Below are 17425 nucleotides of genomic sequence, written 5' to 3' on the forward strand. Positions count from 1 at the left end.
CATACTAAGTATACTATATTAGAATAAAAAAACAAAGTTTTTTTATTATTTTTACTACTTTTTTACTTTATATTTTTTGACATTCTATGGCTAAGGACAGATGAGTATAACGTTCCATTAATATAAAAAGAGGTAAGATGTATGATGTGTACCTAAAAGATTAGACAGAAAAAATCTAACTTTTAAAAGTCGGTACCTAATTTTATTTCCATTACCTCTTCTTATTTTTAAAAATTTAAGTTCTCAACTTCTCTATTATTCTCTCTTTTTCCCTATCATCAACAAGCCGAGAAACATCCCTACAAACCCTACAATTGCAATACTGGACTTATCCTCACTTCCTGTTTTAGGCAGGAGATGCTGCTGCGCCGCAGGTGCTTGATAAGTATGTTCTTGCGCCATAGCCTGCACTGCAGTAGACGGGTCAGCCTTATATTCTGTCACCTTATGCACTGTTGCTTCGGCCTCGTTGACACCATCCGCAAGAGTTGGTAGATCCGAACTAGCAGACTGTACTTCATTAGCGCCACCTTCATAGGATGGAAGTTCTGATTTTGCGGCTTCTACCGCATTAGCACCACCTTCATAGGATGGAAGTTCTGATTTAGCCGCTTCTACCGCATTAGCGCCTCCTTCATAGGATGGAAGTTCTGACTTAGCTGCTTCTACCGCATTAGCACCACCTTCATAAGATGGAACTTCTGATTTAGCCGCTTCTACCGCGTTAGCGCCTCCTTCATAGGATGGAAGTTCTGATTTAGCTGCTTCCACCGCATTAGCACCACCTTCATAGGATGGAAGCTCTGATTTAGCCGCTTCTACCGCATTAGCGCCACCTTCATAGGATGGAAGTTCTGATTTAGCTGCTTCTACCGCATTAGCGCCTCCTTCATAAGATGGAACTTCTGATTTTGCAGCTTCTACCGCATTAGCACCACCTTCATAGGATGGAAGTTCTGATTTAGCTGCTTCTACCGCATTAGCGCCTCCTTCATAAGATGGAACTTCATGAGTCGCTGCTTCTCCTTTTGAAGTTTCTACTGGAATATATTCTGGAAGTTCCTGAACAGCTGCTTCTTCACCGTTGATACCACCTGTGAATTCTGGCACATCATGAATTGCTGCTTCCTCACCGTTGATGCCACCTTCAAAGACTGGATTCTCATGAACTGTACCTTCACCATTGACTGCACCTGTGAATTCTGGAACTTCATGGATTGCTGCTTTTGCACCATTTTTTCCACCAGGAACTCCTGCCCCTTCAAGACTTACAGACAAATTATGCATGCTCTCAATTGCACCATCAATGATTTCTGTAATTTCCTGACCAATATCTTCCTTACTAGCTGCAAATAGCAATGTTTTTGAATCGTACTGAGTCAAGAAGGTCGCAAAATTTCCATTTGCCAGTTTTAGAACTGGTGGCTGATTCACCAATACTTCAGAATCAAATTCTAAAGCGATGACATTTTTGCTCATCTCTACAGCATTTTTCACAGTTGCTTTCGTTGGAGCAATCCCATCCTTACTTAGGAAATCCCAGTTGAATTTCTTATAGGACAAGGTGTATTCATTTTGGTTGTTATCTGCATGCTCATAAAGCAAACCAAATTCACCATTTCCAAGATCTTGCAAGGAGTTATAAGCAAATTTACCACTTTGAATTGGATTATGCTTGAGCCAAGTTAAATCTCCGTTAGCTTCCACACGTGCTACGTGTACCAGACCATTGTATCGTCCTGGCCCACCTGCATTACTGAGGACGATATACTCCTTGCCATTTTGTACAGTGTGTATAGCTGACATTTGAACATAGACATCTTTGACATCCGCATAGCGCTTCACATCTTTTTCCCAAGTTGCTCCACCATCTTTACTTGTAGCAACTTGAAGATCACCTGTCAATCCGCGCATGAAGAGTTTGAGATCTCCATTATTCAACTGAACAACGGTTGACTCCGTATTTTGAGCACCTGAATTATTCATAGTTGAAGAGTGAATTGTTTGGTTACCTACCGGACGGTTATCATTGACAGCTTCCCCTGCATGCCAAGTTTCACCATGGTCATCTGAGTAAATGACGCGTGAAGACTGGGATCCACTTAGGTAGGATACGTTATTTGTAGTGTAGGCAGGGATAACAAGACGCCCTTTGTGAGGACCTGAGTGCAAAGCAATACCTGTACCAGGCCCAGTACCTAAGAAGTGCATCCAATCCTTACGAATACCGTAGGTAATATCTTTAGGTGCAGACCAAGTTTTACCATCGTCATCACTATAAGACATCCAGAGATAGTTAGTATTTGAAACTCTAAAGATATTCTTGTCGCTGTAATCAAAGTAGACATTACCAATCAGTTCCTCACCCTTGTAAAGGTCACCCTTATCACTATAAGCTGGTTTCTTAGGATCGACTACAACACGGTATTCTGTCTTTCTATTTTCAGGGTCAAAAACCTCACCATTTTCACGGATTGTATAATGTCCTACTTCACCTTTTTTGTACAGAACTTGGTAAACCTTATCCCCAATTTGCTCATAGGCTTGCGGTGCTTTTCCTGGCAAATCTCTAACTGCTTCACCTTCTACAAACATATCAAAAATAGAGAAGATTCGCTTAGTTTTCGGATCTTGGACTAGGGCCATGTCAATATTAACTGGTGATCCCGCATGAGCTCTTCTAGCATTCTCATTATCACGAGGATTTGAGATGACGATTCTATCTCCCCATGTTTTGCCCTTATCATCACTACGACGAACAACCATACCGATATCGCCCCAGTCAGAGTGATGCAAACGTCTCTCATCTGCACCAGCAATCAAGGTTCCCTTATCCGTTTTCAGCAGAGCTGGAATACGGTAGCTTGCAATACCATCTTTATTTGGCTTGCGGTTCTCACCACCTTCAAAAACATCCAGTTTATCAGTAACTTCTGCTCCTTCAGGAAGTTTCTTCTCCAACTCTCCTCTTTCAAAGAGCTGACTACGTTTTTTAACTTCTTCTGGTGAAAGGGTACGATCATAAACCGTTAGATTACGGACTTTAAGATTAGCGCCCCAGAAGTTTTTGCCTGTACGTTTGGTTGTACCTATTTGCACATGGTTGACATCTGGCATATCTTGGATGAAACGACCAGATTGAGGACTTGTACGAGACAAGACACCATTTACGTAGAGGCGCACCTTACCATTTGGTTGGTCTGCATTGGGTCTCTCAACTGTAAAGGTTACAGAATTCCACTGACCTGGTTTAATCTTCAAAGGAGCATTTTTATAATCACCATAAAATTGGTTCCCATTGGCATCCCGACCTTCAATGATAGCTGTGTTATCAAGAATGGCCATGGTAAAGTATTCATTTACTTTGGTATCACTAGAAACTGAGAAGAGGTTGTAAAAACGTGGAGCAGATGCATCTGGCTTAAACTCCATATGAATAGTCGCATTTTGAAGTTTTTTAAGCTTGCCAAGCTCCTCCTTCATATCAACTCTTTGCCCGTTTGAAGGATTGGTTTCAACATCTTCCTTCTCTATAACAGTATTGGCATTTTCCAACTCTCTGGCATAAAAATCACGCGGAATGTTTCCAACTTCTTCTTTGTCTTCACTCTCTGTAGCTGGATTTTCGTTTGATGCTTCTGTTTCTGCTGGTTTTTCAGACCCTGGGTTTGCTTGCAACTCTTCACGGCTCACTTCAGTTCCCTTATCCGTTGCTGTTGACAATTTGTCTGCGAGTTCCTTATCTAGATTCGTCAGATTTCCTGTCTCTACTTCCTTAGGCAATTCTGGCAAAGATTGCCCTGCTGTTTCACCACTCGTTGATGGCGCCTCTTGAGCCAAAGCAGGAGTAGCACCAAAAACAACCGCTCCAATCACTACTGAAGCTGCTCCAACTGCAAATTTCCGAATTCCGTATCGTTGTTTTCTATCAAAATGTCTCTGATTCATATTTTACCTCTCATTTTCTAATTCGGTAAAGCGCTTTCTTTTTGACTTAAAATTTTTAGCCACTAGGACTAGACAATTCCAAAAGAAACTAAACTATTTAATGGAAATTTCCATTATTTTTAATTTAAACAATCTTGCATAGCGTACAGTTCAACTTTGCAATACGTCATGAAAGACATTTTACTCCTTTCATATTTTATCTTAACCTTATTATATAATAAATATTTTCAGTTTTAGACTTCACAGTAGACAATAGATTCTACTTTCAAAAATAGTTAAAAATTCTAAATTATTTGAAACTAGTTTCAATCATAATCCAATCAAAACAGAGTCTGAATGACAACATCCAATACGAGTATAAGATCTAATAAACATTTTTCATAATAAAACGCATATATGTACTGACCCCAAAAAGTTAGACAATTAATTTATCCAAAGGATTTAGTTCTGTATTGCACAGGGCTGAGTCCTTTTAGTTTTACCTTAATTCGTTTATTGTTGTAGTAATCAATATAGTCTACAATAGCTTGTTCCAATTGCTTAAGCGACTGAAACGACTTCTCATAACCGTAAAACATTTCCGATTTCAGAATCCCAAAGAAGGACTCCATCATACCATTGTCTGGGCTGTTACCCTTACGTGACATGGATGCTTGAATTCCCTTACCCTCAAGAAACTGATGATAAGAATCGTGTTGATATTGCCAGCCTTGGTCACTATGGAGAATCGTATTCTCATAGTGCTTCTCTGTGAATGCTTGTTCCAACATTGTTTTTACTTGTTCTAAGTTGGGTGAAGTTGAAAGATTATAGGCGATAATTTCGCTATTAAAGCCATCTAAAACTGGTGATAAGTAAAGCTTTTGAGTACTTGCTGGAATGGCAAATTCTGTCACATCTGTGTAGCACTTTTCCATTGTTTTAGAGCCTTCAAATTGACGTTGAATGAGATTCTCTGCCTTCTTGCCAACATCTCCTTTATGAGAAGAATATTTTCGTTTCTGTCGCATTTTAGCTTGTAAATTGAGTACTTCCATCAAGCGTTGAACTCTTTTCTGATTTACCAGATAACCACGATTTCTTAGTTCTAAATGAATCCGACGATAACCATAATTTCCCTTGTGTTCGATAAAAATGGATTGAATTTCATCTTTAAGCTCTTGGTCCTTATCTGGTTTATCTAGCTGTTTCAAGTGATAGTAGTAGGTCGAACGAACTAGCTAGTTTAATGGCTTTTAGAAGAATATCTAACGAAAACTCAGTCATTAATTCTTGAACAATTTCTGTCTTTCTTCTTTCTCTTTTTCCTCCTTCAATCGGAGTTCTCTTAGCTTTTTTAGGATAGCATTCTCCGCTCTCAGCTACTCATTTTCTGCTTGAAGACGTTCTAATTCTGTTCTCTCTTCAGGTCTCGTTTTTGGCTTACGTCCCATTTTAGTTGATCTCCCTCTTGTTTTCTCAACAATAGTATACCCGTTTTTCTTGTATTGTGCTAGCCAATTAAGAAGTATCGTACGACTTGGGAGTCCGTATTCAAGAGAAACTCTATCTTTAGTCCAGCCTTCATGTAAGACTTTATGAATCATTTCTTGTTTTAAATCAGGAGAATAGTAACGATTTTTTCCTTTTTTGACGAACTCTATTCCGTAACGATCAATCAATTTAATCATGTACCTAATATTAGAATTGTTGATCCCAAATTTATTTGAAAGCTTCTCTATGCTATATCCTTGTTTTCTAAGTTCATAGATCTGAACTTTATCATCATAAGTTAATTTCATAATAAAAACACCCCAAAAGTTAGATTTTTTCTGTCTAACTTTTGGGGTGCAGTTCAGGACTCAGCACTTGATACTATGCGTTTTTTGATTATAAATACGAATTATTTAGTACAACTTCTTTTTATTGATGAACTGCTTGAGCTGCTGTGATAAGGGTCAACTTGTACACATCATCAGCATTACATCCACGAGAGAGATCGTTAACTGGCTTGTTCAAACCTTGCAAAACAGGTCCTACAGCCGCAAAGCCACCAAGACGTTCAGCCATCTTGTAGCCAATATTTCCTGCTTCGATACCTGGGAAGATGAAAACATTTGCTTGACCAGCTACCGTGCTTCCAGGAGCTTTCAGAGCTGCAGTTTCTGGAACAAAGGCTGCATCAAATTGCAACTCACCATCGATTTCAAGGTCAGGACGCAAGTCGTGAGCAATTTTAGTTGCTTCTACAACCTTATCGACGCTCTCACCAAATCCTGAACCTTTAGTAGAATAACTTAGCATAGCAATTTTAGGCTCGATGCCAAACATCTTAGCTGTGATTGCTGAGTTGATGGCAATTTCAGCCAAGGCTTCTGCATCAGGATTGATATTGATAGCACAGTCTCCAAATAGGTAACGTTCCGTACCACGAACCATGAGGAAGGCACCTGAAGTACGCGTTACATTTGGGCGAGTTTTGATGATTTGTAGGGCTGGGCGAACTGTTGAAGCTGTTGAATGAATCGCACCTGATACCATTCCATCAACCAAGCCCAAGTATACTAACATAACACCAAAGTAGTTAACATCTTCAACCAAAACCTTGCGTGCATCTTCTTCAGACATTTTGCCCTTACGACGCTCTACCAAGGCAGCAACCATTTCTTCAAATTGAGGATAGTGTTGAGGGTCAATGACTTCGTAACCATCTTCAATTCCTTCGATTTCAAGATAAATTTTAATTTTTTCAGGATTCCCAAGTAAAACAGGAATCACTTCTGTTTCTTTTACCAAACGTTTAGTTGCTTGGAGAATACGAGGCTCTTCCCCTTCAGGGAGAACGATACGAGCATTTTTACCAACTAGGTTGGCTTTGAGACTTTCAAAAACTTCCATGAGTTTTCTCCTTTAAGATAATAATTATACTCTGAAACAGTTTTTATAGAGTATTAGTTGATAACTGAGTAATAAGGTTACTGAAATCATCCGGCAAGGGACTTTCTAACTGCAAGTCCTGTTCTAAAAATGGATGATAGAAGGATAGGTAATGGCAATGCAAGGCCTGACGTTGAATGCCGTCGTCCAGACTACCTCCGTACAAATCATCTCCCAACAAAGGAAAACCAATATGAGAAAAATGGACTCGAATTTGGTGGGTTCGTCCAGTGTGCAAACGAATATCTACCAGGTGAATATTTCCATAAGAAGCGACAATCTTATATGATGTATGAGCATACTTTCCACCTTTAGCCACCCGTCTGGTGATAATAGAGTCTTCATCACGCGCAATAGGAGCAATAATTTCCCCCTCTGGCTCCAAGTATCCCTCACCTTTAACCAAAGCAAAATAGCGTTTCTCGATAGACTTTTTCTGCAACTGCTTGTCTAATCGTGCATGGGCATAGCCGTGTTTTGCAAAGAGCATCAAGCCAGAAGTATCTCTATCAAGTCTGGTCACAATGTGAACCTGTTGATTTTCATAATTTTGCTTGACGTAGTAACCCTTGATAAAATTGGCAATGGTATTGGAGTGATTAACACTAGGAATAGAGGCCACTCCATAGGGTTTGTTCAAGACTAGAAAATGGTCATCCTCATAGAGAATATCCAGTGGACGCTCGATAGCTTCTAGAGTTTCAAAGCCTTCCTCAGCGGGAATATCAATGACAACGCGGTCTCCAATATCCAATAGATACGTCGCATTTTGTGGTTGGTCATTGACCAGAATAGCTCCGCCTCGAAACTTAATCTTAGCCAGTAGCCCCTTAGAAACCTCGTGTTTTTTCAAGAAGGTCTTAACCTTGACATGTTCATCTGCGATAAATTCAAACCTCATTCATCCACCTCGCCAATAAAAGCATCCTTAACACGATTCCAGAAACTGGTGTGGCTAGGTGATGCGACAAAGTGAATCTTATGATGGTCGATTTGATACTCGATTCTCTCAATATTACGGAAGGAATAAACGCTATTGTCAACAGAAATAGTATGGTAATCGTTTCTAGTTGGGATAAGTTCAATCTTATCCTTCTTAGGAACAATAATGGAAGAGCCCAGTGTTCGATAAACACGATTATTAAGGCTGGCAATTTCTGTCAACTGCAGAGCTTCAATGGTAGGGTGTAAAACAGCTCCACCAAGAGATTTGTTATAAGCTGTACTACCAGTCGGAGTTGAAACTGTTAGTCCGTCTCCACGAAAACGTTCAAAGGGGACACCGTTAATCACAACATCCGCCACCATGGTTCGATCAGACCTACGAATGCTAGCTTCATTGAGTGCTCTGAAAATCTTCACTTCACCATTTTCAAGAAAGACCTTCACATTCAGAACAGGGTAAGAGACTCTTGCTCCGGTATCCAGCTGCAAATTAGTCACTAGCTTGTCCAACTCAAAATCACGGTAGTCCGTATAGAAGCCCAAATGTCCAGTGTGAACACCAATGAAGCGTACCTTGTCAAGCTGGTTTTCGTACTTATGAAAGGCCGACAAGAGCATGCCATCCCCACCAATGGAAATAACGATATCTGGATTGGTATCATTGAGTATAAACTGATTTCTCTTCAAACGATCTCGCAATTCATACAAAACCCTTTGACTCTGCGGTTTTCTATTAGCTATCAGGTCAATTCGTTTACCTGTATTCTTCATCTGTATCGTCACTGTTTCCTACACCGTCATTTAATTTTCTACTCAAAGGATCAAAAAGAGCCTGGGCTTCTTGGATATCATCACGAATTTTACCCATTTCTTCATCCAACTGATGGGCAATTTTGGCAGTAATTTCCAGTCTCTTTTTAATTTCCTCTGGGAAATCCCCTTGGTACTTGTAGTTGAGAGAATGTTCTATCGTTGCCCAGAAATTCATGGCCAAGGTACGAATTTGAATTTCCGCCAAAATGGTCTTGGCACCATTGACAGTATCAACCGTATATTCTACTACCACGTGATAGGAACGGTAGCCTGATGCTTTTCGATGAGTAATGTAATCTCGCTCCTGTATGATTCGCATGTCCTGACGCTTGTGCAAAATTTCCACTACTTCCTTGACGTCATCTACAAACTGGACCATCACACGCAAACCAGCAATATCCTGCAAATCGTGTTCCAAGGTTGCATAAGTAATGCCACGACGAGCCATTTTTTCCTTGATACTTTCAATCGGCTTGACTCTACCAGTCACAAACTCAATCGGAGAATGCTTATTTTGCTTACGATATTGCTTACGAATACCACGTAGTTTAATCTTTAACTCACCAACAGCTTGAATGTAAGGATCTAGAAATTCTTCCCATTCTAAGGTCATATATTCTCCCTTGTTCTCATATTATCCGTCAAAAATATCTTTGATTTTTTCTCCAGATTCATATACAATAAATACAAAGCTATTATATCATATAATCCGCTTTCATAGATAAAGAAAAGGTAAGAAAATTGAAACATTTAGAAATTGAATTGAAAACATTATTGAAAAAAGATGAATATGATCGTCTAAAAGAGCAGTTCACAGACGTCACTCCTGTTCTTCAAAAAAATTACTACATCGACACTCCTGATTTTGAACTTCGAGAAAAGAAAGTTGCTATGCGCATTCGAACCTTTGAAGACTGGGCAGAATTGACACTCAAAGTTCCGCAAAGTGTTGGAAACATGGAATACAACCAAAAATTGCAACTAAAAGATGCTGAAAACTATCTGGCTAAGGAAGAACTTCCTCAGGGACTGGTTCTTGATGAATTGGCGAAACATGGTATTAAAACAAGTGAATGGCAGATCCTTGGTTGTCTAACGACACTTCGCTATGAAATGCAAACAGCTATTGGTCTCATGGCACTGGATGAAAGTCAGTACTTTGATATGACAGATTACGAATTAGAGCTTGAAGTGGAAGATCATGAGCAAGGCAAACAGGATTTCCAACAATTCTTAGAGAAAAATCAGATTTCCTACCAAAAAGCTCCCTCAAAATTAGTCCGATTTGTCAAAAGCATGAAAAATAGCTGAAATAATCTCCATTTTTTGGTAAAATAGAAGAGATAAAAATACACGAATCCCAGTTCATATATGCAAAACATATATAACTAGGATTTATGAAGTTTACAGAGGACGGTCTATAATGTCAGATAGAAAAAATATGAAACTTTTCGCACTTAACTCTAACCAAGAGATTGCACAAAAAATTGCTCAAGCTGTTGGTGTCCCACTTGGAAAACTGTCATCACGTCAATTTTCAGACGGAGAAATCCAAGTAAATATCGAAGAAAGTGTCCGTGGTTATGATGTTTACATCATCCAATCAACAAGTTTCCCTGTTAACAACCACCTAATGGAATTACTAATCATGGTCGATGCTTGTGTTCGCGCAAGTGCCCACAGTATCAACGTTGTCCTTCCATATTTTGGCTATGCACGTCAAGACCGCATTGCTTCACCACGTGAGCCACTTACAGCTAAACTAGTTGCCAATATGCTGGTTAAAGCTGGTGTTGATCGTATCCTTACTCTGGATTTGCATGCTGTTCAGGTTCAAGGCTTCTTTGATATCCCTGTCGATAACCTCTTCACAGTTCCCCTATTTGCAAAACATTACTGCGATAAGGGACTACTTGGGTCAGATGTTGTTGTCGTCAGCCCTAAAAATTCAGGTGTGAAACGCGCTCGTAGCTTGGCTGAGTATCTTGATGCTCCTATCGCCATTATCGATTATCCTCAAGACGATGCAACTCGCAACGAAGGTTATATCATTGGTGATGTTGAAGGTAAAAAAGCCATCTTGATTGATGATATTTTAAATACTGGACGTACCTTCTCTGAAGCAGCTAAAATCGTTGAACGTGAAGGAGCTACAGAAATTTATGCTGTTTCTAGCCACGGTCTCTTCGTCGAAGGAGCTGCTGAACTTCTTGACAATACTAGTATTAAAGAAATTCTTGTGACTGATTCAGTAGCAACAAAAGAAAAAACTCCTAAAAACGTATGCTACATTACTGCTAGTGAGTTAATTGGTGATGCTATCGTCCGTATTCACGAAAGAAAACCAGTCAGCCCACTCTTTGCCTACAACAAAAAGAAATAAGGTGATTCTTTGATTTATTTGGACAATGCTGCGACGACTCCCATGTCAGCAGTTGCTATTTCTGCTATGACCAAGGTTATGCAAGAAACCCACGGGAACCCTTCTAGTATTCATGGGCATGGTCGTCAAGCTGGCAAGCTTTTGAGAGAAGCCCGTCAGGAACTAGCTCAGTTATTGGGGACAAAACCTCAACATATTTTTTTCACTTCTGGCGGGACCGAAGGCAACAATACTGCTATCATCGGCTACTGCCTTCGTCATCAAGAACAAGGAAAACATATCATCACAACTGCCATTGAGCACCATGCTGTCCTTGAAACAATTGATTACTTGGTTCAACACTTTGGGTTTGAAGCAACCATTATCCAGCCAGAAAATCAAGAGATCACAGCCCAGCAAATTCAAGAGGCCTTACGTGACGATACGATTTTGGTTTCTACTATGTTTGCCAATAATGAGACTGGAAACCTACTTCCCATTGCTGAAATTGGACAAATACTCAAGCAACACCCAGCCGCCTATCATGTCGATGCAGTTCAGGCTATTGGAAAAATCCCTATTCATCCAGAAGAATTGGGCATTGATTTTCTCACTGCTTCTGCCCATAAATTTCATGGTCCTAAGGGAATCGGCTTTCTCTACGCATCTAGCATGGACTTTGATTCCTATCTCCATGGTGGAGACCAAGAACAGAAAAAACGTGCAGGGACTGAAAATCTAGCTGCTATCGTAGGCATGGTTGCAGCCCTAAAAGAAGACCTAGAAAAACAAGAAGAACATTTTCAACATGTACAAAATCTAGAAACTGCCTTTCTTGCGGAGCTTGAGGGAGTTCAGTATTACCTGAATAGAGGACAACACCATCTTCCTTATGTTCTCAATATTGGATTTCCTGGTCAGAAAAATGATCTCTTACTCCTTCGTCTAGATTTGGCTGGAATTTCAATCTCTACTGGCTCAGCCTGTACCGCAGGCATTGTCCAATCCAGCCATGTTCTTGAAGCTATGTACGGAGCAAATTCAGAACGCTTGAAGGAATCCGTTCGTATCAGTCTCTCTCCAGAAAATACTGTCGAAGACCTACATACCCTCGCAAAGACCTTAAAAGAAATTATCGGAGGTTAGCCATATGGCATTTGAAAAAACCATTCAGTTAAAAAATTGTCGTTACGACTACACTCTTAGCCCTTCTGTTAAAAAGTTTACCCTCAAGGACAATACTTTTTTTGAGACAAAGGTTGGTAACTATGAACTGACTCGCTTACTTGAAAAAGTTCCAAACAGCGGTGAAGGCTTCCAACTCAAAATCATTATCAATAAAGAGCTAACAGGGGCTAAAATCAATATCACTGACAAGTTTGGTCTCCGTCTGGTTGATATTTTCAAATCAGAAGACCACCACATTCATCAGGAAAAATTCTATTTCCTCATGGATAGTTTGGTAGAACGTGGTGTCTTTACAAAATCTGAAAGATAGGTCCTATATGTTTAAACTGACCTATAAAGACAGCTATCATGTAGAGCGTACTCTCAAGTATGAAGATTATGAGGCTCTCATGCTGGCTTTGTCAGGATGTGTGACCCTACCAGATACACTTTATGTGACTTCTTTGACTTTTGAGGGACAGGAAGTTTACCAAGGACTGGTCGGAGACCTCTACCGTTTTCTATCACATGCAGATTTTTTACATCAAAACTAAGATTTTTCTTAGTTTTCTCTTATTTTTGTTGATTTTTTCACAATGTTTCTATAAAATAGAAGAATAGAAAGGTTGTGATTTTGTGAAAGATAAACAGTCCGCTATTCCAAAAGCTACAGCAAAAAGACTCTCCCTCTACTATCGAATTTTTAAGAGATTTCATGCAGAAAAGATTGAACGTGCCAACTCTAAACAAATTGCAGAGGCCATCGGTATTGATTCTGCGACCGTACGTCGGGATTTTTCCTATTTTGGTGAACTTGGTCGTCGTGGTTTTGGCTATGATGTCAAAAAACTGATGACATTTTTTGCCGATTTGCTCAATGATAACTCTATTACCAATGTCATGCTGGTTGGTATTGGAAATATGGGGCATGCCCTGCTACACTACCGCTTCCACGAGCGTAACAAGATGAAAATCATCATGGCCTTTGACCTAGATGAGCATCCTGAAGTCGGTACGCAAACTCCTGATGGAATTCCTATTTACGGGATTTCTCAAATCAAAGAAAAAATCAAGGATGCTGATGTTAAGACTGCTATCCTGACCGTTCCCAGCGTTAAGTCACAAGAGGTCGCTAATCTCTTGGTTGATGCTGGCGTGAAAGGAATTCTCAGTTTTTCACCAGTTCATCTTCATTTACCAAAAGACGTGGTCGTTCAATATGTCGATTTGACAAGTGAACTCCAAACCCTCCTCTACTTCATGCGAAAAGAGGATTAGAAAGCGAAAATCATTTTATGAAAAAACCAGTTATTGGGATCACAGGAAACGAAAAAACTCATCCAGATGATAACATCATGATGAGCTACGTAGCAAAAGGCTTTGTTGAAGGCGTTAAAGACGCTGGAGGGATTCCCATCATCCTACCGATTGGTGATCAAGAAATGGCCTGCCACTATATCAGTATGATTGACAAGCTCATCTTAACAGGTGGGCAAAATGTTGATCCAAAATTCTATGGCGAACCGAAAACCATTGATAGCGATGACTATCACCTTCAAAGAGATATCTTCGAACTGGCCCTCATTAAGGAAGCTATCAAACAGAAAAAGCCAATTTTCTCCATCTGTCGTGGTACTCAACTCTTTAACGTTGCTATGGGTGGCACTCTGTATCAAGATATCGAAGACCACTGGCAGGATTCTTCTGCTGAGTACACAACCCAACGCTTGGTGACAGAACCAGATACTGTTCTTCGAGAAATCTATGGAGAAATTTCCCATATCAACTCCTTCCACCACCAGAGTATAAAAGATTTAGCACCAAATTTAAAGATTGCGGCTCATGATCCTAAAGATGGTATCATTGAAGCTGTCATAAGTACGGATAATGTTCCCTTTCTCGGTGTCCAATGGCACCCAGAATTTCTATTTGAAAATCGTCCCAAGGATAAAAAACTCTTTGACTATGTTGTTAATGAACTTTAGATTAAATCTGTCTTTTCACGATAACTAAAGTAATTAGAATGTGAGACAATCAAATGGTCCAAGAGAACAATACCCATCAGGTCGCAGGCTTCTTTGACAAGTTTAGTGACATGATCATCATTTCGACTAGGTGCTACCGCTCCTGAAGGATGATTGTGGACCAAGATAAGTGAAGTCGCCATATGCTTTATTGCATAGTGAAGAATCTCTCGCGGTTCAGCGATACTACGAGTTGCAGAACCGATAAAAATGGTCTGTTGATGAATGATTTGATTTTGAGTATTGAGATAGAGCGCCACCAAGTGCTCTTGTTTTTTATGTCCCAACTCCTGTTGCATCTTCTTGGCTAACTTTTGACTGCTGAGAATACTTTCCATTTCAAGGGTCTCGTGTTTGTGGATACGATGCCCCAGTTCAATCATGGCTTGCAATTCTATAGCTTTAACTCGCCCGATGCCAGACAGACTCTGCAATTCCTGCAAGGTCATTTTTTTTAAATCCGTTAGGCTTGAAAGATTGCTCAAGACTTTCTGGGCAATTTCAAAAACACTAGCCTGACGTGTTCCTGTTCTGAGTAAAATAGCTAGCAACTCTTGATTACTGAGGGCTTCTACTCCTTCTTGGGCCAGTCTTTCTCTTGGTAATAATGAATCTTCTTGGAATGAAATACTGTACATAAAAATCCTCCTCACTTTATTATTCGTGAGAAGGATGAAAAATTAGATTTTTTTCTCAATTGGGGCTACACTAGCTAAAAGTTTTTTCAAACCAACTTCTGGGAAATTGATTTTCAATTCCTGCGTAGCACCGCTACCTGAAACTTCCAGAACAGTTCCCTCTCCCCATTTCTTGTGGAGGGCAATGTCACCAATGGACCAATTTGACTCACTAGACGCTGATTTTACGCCAGCTGTAAATTGACCAAATGGAAGACCGCTTGACTGGATAGTTTTTGGTGCCGCGCCACGTTTACGGTCTTGGATGGCCTGGGCAAGACTCATACCTTGACCGAAGGCAAGGCCACCACTGCTATATGATGCCTTAAAGCTTGTATTTGCTGGACGGGCCAATCCTTGATACTCAAGCAAGTCCGAACTAATTTCATTAATAAAACGAGTTGGACGGTTGTAGTTGGTACGACCGAAAAGCAGGCGTGAGTTGGCATTGGTCAGATAGAGGATTTTCTCTGCACGCGTGATACCTACATAGGCCAGACGACGCTCTTCTTCCAACTCATCTTGATCTTCAGCCGCACGGCTAAGTGGAAAGACATTTTCTTCCATCCCAATCAAAAAGACAACTGGAAACTCGAGACCTTTAGCAGCATGTAGGGTCATCAAGGTCACTTCTGATGTCTCCTGACTACCTGAATCTGTGTCCGCAATCAAGGCCAAGTCATTTAAGAAACGACTCAGTTTGTCCAAACCAGTTTCCTCTTCTGGTATATCAGAGGTGTCATCAAAGTTTTTCGTAACAGAAAGGAACTCCTCGATGTTTTCTACCCGAGCCTTGCTTTCTAGAGTCGCTTGGGCATTAAGAATATCAACATAACCTGTTTTTTCTAGAACAGCCTCAACTAACTCAGTAATACTTAATTGATCCAGTTGCTCCCGCAAATCCAGAACCATATTAGCAAAATCCCAGATAGACTGAGCTGCCTTACCCTTGATACCAGATAACATGATATTTGCTGAAGCATCTAGCATAGACATGTTTTGCATATTCGCAAAGTCACGGATTTTCTCAACTGTACCTGGCCCAATTCCACGTTTCGGTTCGTTGATAATGCGCTCAAAACTGATATTGTCACTCAAATTGGCAATAAGATTGAGGTAAGCGATAATATCTCGGATTTCCTTACGGCTGTAGAACTTGGTTCCGCCAACCATGGTATAAGGGATATTTGACTTGAGCAAGGCTTCCTCAATTGTACGGGACTGCGCATTAGTCCGATAGAGAACTGCAAAATCCTTGTGAAGGAAGTTTTGGTTGCGACCCAGTTGATCGATGGTTTTGGCTACAAATACAGCCTCATCTAATTCATCATTGGCACGATAGTAAACAATTTGCTCCCCATCAGCATTTTGAGTCCAGAGATTCTTAGGACGGCGGTTTTTATTGTTTTTAATGACCTCGTTGGCCGCTTGCAAAATGGTTTTAGTTGAACGGTAATTCTCCTCCAACAAAACAACCTTGGCTTGGGGATAATCTTTCTCGAAATCCAAGATATTCTGCATATCAGCACCACGCCAACCATAGATAGACTGGTCGGCATCCCCAACAACACAGATATTTTTAAAACGGGAAGCTAATAGTTTGACCAATTGGTACTGGGCATGGTTAGTATCTTGGTACTCATCAACGTGGATGTATTGAAACTTCTGCTGGTAGTAGGTCAAAACATCAGGATTTTGATCAAAGAGACGCAGGGTCAGCATAATCAAATCATCAAAGTCAACCGACTCCGACTGACGAAGCTCTTTTTGATAAGCAGTATAACACTGGGCCACGATTTGCGTGTACATATCGCCAGCTTGGGCAGCATAAGCTACATCATCAATCAGGTCATTCTTGGCATTGGAAATGGTCCCTAAGATGCTTCGTTCATTCCATTTTTTAGGATCCAAGTTCAACTGCTTGAGAATGCGTTTCATGAGAGTTCGCTGCTCTCCAGGATCTACAATAGTGAAATTTCGGTTGTATCCAATATGGTCCGCATCCCGACGCAAAATACGAACACACATGGAGTGGAAGGTCGCAATCAGACAGTCCTGAGTGGCTGGATTGAGGCTATAAGCACGCTCTTTCATCTCACGCGCAGCCTTATTAGTAAAGGTAATGGCCAAGATATTCCAAGGATTGACCAGCTTTTCATCAATCAAATAAGCGATACGGTGGGTCAAAACACGGGTCTTTCCAGACCCTGCCCCCGCCATGATTAACAAGGGACCTTCTGTCGTTTGCACCGCCTCAGCCTGACGGTCATTCATTCCATTTAATAATGCGTTCATCTTCTCTTCCTTACTCTTGAAGTCAATATTTCTATTATATCAGAATTCAGGGAAAATATCTTTACCTAAACTGGTTACGTGTAGAAGAAAACTCCTTATATCTTAGATAAAAAATGAGCTTGGATAGTATTTCCAAACTCATTTTTTACTCAATGAAAATCGAAGTGCAAACTAGGAAGCTAGTCGCAGGTTGCTCAAAGCACTGCTTTGAGGTTGTGGATAGAACTGACGAAGTCAGTAACCATATATACGGCAAGGTGAAGCTGACGTGGTTTGAA

General features: G+C 40.4%; 14 protein-coding genes and 1 pseudogene. 7 read left to right on the forward strand and 8 right to left on the reverse strand.

Annotation, left to right across the window (positions count from 1 at the left end; genetic code table 11):
- Positions 1-255: 255 nt before the first annotated feature.
- The 6 genes and pseudogenes from ACORHU_RS05555 to ACORHU_RS05580 form a co-directional block, all read right to left on the reverse strand.
- Positions 256-3948, reverse strand: a complete 3693-nt coding sequence (locus tag ACORHU_RS05555; RefSeq protein WP_434363840.1) for an SIALI-17 repeat-containing surface protein — start codon at positions 3946-3948, stop codon at positions 256-258.
- Positions 3949-4376: 428 nt separating this feature from the next.
- A pseudogene (locus ACORHU_RS05560) lies at positions 4377-5729 on the reverse strand (IS3 family transposase).
- A gap of 121 nt (positions 5730-5850) precedes the next feature.
- Positions 5851-6825 carry a phosphate acetyltransferase gene (gene pta, locus ACORHU_RS05565; protein ID WP_049544223.1) on the reverse strand — a complete coding sequence of 325 codons (975 nt, stop codon included), beginning with the start codon at positions 6823-6825 and terminating at the stop codon, positions 5851-5853.
- A gap of 43 nt (positions 6826-6868) precedes the next feature.
- Positions 6869-7765: an RluA family pseudouridine synthase gene (locus ACORHU_RS05570; protein WP_434363842.1), complete on the reverse strand. Its 897-nt coding sequence runs from the start codon at positions 7763-7765 to the stop codon at positions 6869-6871.
- Positions 7762-8580, reverse strand: coding sequence for an NAD kinase (locus ACORHU_RS05575; RefSeq protein WP_218493459.1), 819 nt, complete (start codon positions 8578-8580; stop codon positions 7762-7764). Before ACORHU_RS05575 ends, ACORHU_RS05570 begins: the two co-directional genes overlap by 4 nt.
- Positions 8564-9235 (reverse strand): GTP pyrophosphokinase, encoded by a 672-nt coding sequence (locus ACORHU_RS05580; protein WP_060805291.1) that lies wholly within the window; start codon positions 9233-9235, stop codon positions 8564-8566. Before ACORHU_RS05580 ends, ACORHU_RS05575 begins: the two co-directional genes overlap by 17 nt.
- A gap of 128 nt (positions 9236-9363) precedes the next feature.
- Here ACORHU_RS05580 and ACORHU_RS05585 point away from each other — a divergent pair, with 128 nt between their 5' ends.
- The 7 genes from ACORHU_RS05585 to ACORHU_RS05615 all read left to right on the forward strand — a co-directional run bounded on the left by ACORHU_RS05585 (position 9364) and on the right by ACORHU_RS05615 (position 14136).
- A complete protein-coding gene (locus tag ACORHU_RS05585) occupies positions 9364-9933 on the forward strand; it encodes a CYTH domain-containing protein (protein WP_434363845.1) in 570 nt (189 codons plus the stop codon).
- A gap of 112 nt (positions 9934-10045) precedes the next feature.
- Positions 10046-11005: a ribose-phosphate diphosphokinase gene (locus tag ACORHU_RS05590; protein ID WP_001283819.1), complete on the forward strand. Its 960-nt coding sequence runs from the start codon at positions 10046-10048 to the stop codon at positions 11003-11005.
- 9 nt (positions 11006-11014) lie between these two features.
- Positions 11015-12130 (forward strand): cysteine desulfurase family protein, encoded by a 1116-nt coding sequence (locus ACORHU_RS05595; protein ID WP_434363847.1) that lies wholly within the window; start codon positions 11015-11017, stop codon positions 12128-12130.
- A 4-nt stretch (positions 12131-12134) separates the two neighbouring features.
- Positions 12135-12482 carry a DUF1831 domain-containing protein gene (locus ACORHU_RS05600; RefSeq protein WP_000863540.1) on the forward strand — a complete coding sequence of 116 codons (348 nt, stop codon included), beginning with the start codon at positions 12135-12137 and terminating at the stop codon, positions 12480-12482.
- Between the two features lie 7 nt (positions 12483-12489).
- Positions 12490-12705, forward strand: coding sequence for a DUF4649 family protein (locus ACORHU_RS05605; RefSeq protein WP_061759713.1), 216 nt, complete (start codon positions 12490-12492; stop codon positions 12703-12705).
- 82 nt (positions 12706-12787) lie between these two features.
- Entirely contained in the window at positions 12788-13429 is a 642-nt protein-coding gene (locus tag ACORHU_RS05610) for a redox-sensing transcriptional repressor Rex (RefSeq protein ID WP_049535633.1), read from the forward strand.
- A gap of 17 nt (positions 13430-13446) precedes the next feature.
- Positions 13447-14136: a gamma-glutamyl-gamma-aminobutyrate hydrolase family protein gene (locus tag ACORHU_RS05615; RefSeq protein ID WP_020900935.1), complete on the forward strand. Its 690-nt coding sequence runs from the start codon at positions 13447-13449 to the stop codon at positions 14134-14136.
- On the opposite strand, the gene radC is transcribed toward ACORHU_RS05615, so the two are convergent.
- Together radC and pcrA are read right to left on the reverse strand one after the other, a co-directional pair.
- A complete protein-coding gene (gene radC / locus ACORHU_RS05620; RefSeq protein ID WP_000286933.1) occupies positions 14133-14813 on the reverse strand; it encodes a RadC family protein in 681 nt (226 codons plus the stop codon). The two genes, ACORHU_RS05615 and radC, sit on opposite strands and share 4 nt — an antisense overlap.
- A gap of 42 nt (positions 14814-14855) precedes the next feature.
- Positions 14856-17147, reverse strand: coding sequence for a DNA helicase PcrA (gene pcrA / locus ACORHU_RS05625; RefSeq protein ID WP_434363851.1), 2292 nt, complete (start codon positions 17145-17147; stop codon positions 14856-14858).
- Between the last annotated feature and the right edge of the window lie 278 nt (positions 17148-17425).

Source organism: Streptococcus sp. KHUD_015, from assembly GCF_051106265.1.
Lineage (GTDB): Bacteria > Bacillota > Bacilli > Lactobacillales > Streptococcaceae > Streptococcus.

What these genes read in the sequence shown, in the direction of transcription:
- ACORHU_RS05555 (WP_434363840.1), bottom strand. Translation starts at nt 3,948, where the DNA reads ATGAATCAGAGACATTTTGATAGAAAACAACGATACGGAATTCGGAAA.
- pta (WP_049544223.1), bottom strand. Translation starts at nt 6,825, where the DNA reads ATGGAAGTTTTTGAAAGTCTCAAAGCCAACCTAGTTGGTAAAAATGCT.
- ACORHU_RS05570 (WP_434363842.1), bottom strand. Translation starts at nt 7,765, where the DNA reads ATGAGGTTTGAATTTATCGCAGATGAACATGTCAAGGTTAAGACCTTC.
- ACORHU_RS05575 (WP_218493459.1), bottom strand. Translation starts at nt 8,580, where the DNA reads ATGAAGAATACAGGTAAACGAATTGACCTGATAGCTAATAGAAAACCG.
- ACORHU_RS05580 (WP_060805291.1), bottom strand. Translation starts at nt 9,235, where the DNA reads ATGACCTTAGAATGGGAAGAATTTCTAGATCCTTACATTCAAGCTGTT.
- ACORHU_RS05590 (WP_001283819.1), top strand. Translation starts at nt 10,046, where the DNA reads ATGTCAGATAGAAAAAATATGAAACTTTTCGCACTTAACTCTAACCAA.
- ACORHU_RS05600 (WP_000863540.1), top strand. Translation starts at nt 12,135, where the DNA reads ATGGCATTTGAAAAAACCATTCAGTTAAAAAATTGTCGTTACGACTAC.
- ACORHU_RS05605 (WP_061759713.1), top strand. Translation starts at nt 12,490, where the DNA reads ATGTTTAAACTGACCTATAAAGACAGCTATCATGTAGAGCGTACTCTC.
- ACORHU_RS05615 (WP_020900935.1), top strand. Translation starts at nt 13,447, where the DNA reads ATGAAAAAACCAGTTATTGGGATCACAGGAAACGAAAAAACTCATCCA.
- radC (WP_000286933.1), bottom strand. Translation starts at nt 14,813, where the DNA reads ATGTACAGTATTTCATTCCAAGAAGATTCATTATTACCAAGAGAAAGA.
- pcrA (WP_434363851.1), bottom strand. Translation starts at nt 17,147, where the DNA reads ATGAACGCATTATTAAATGGAATGAATGACCGTCAGGCTGAGGCGGTG.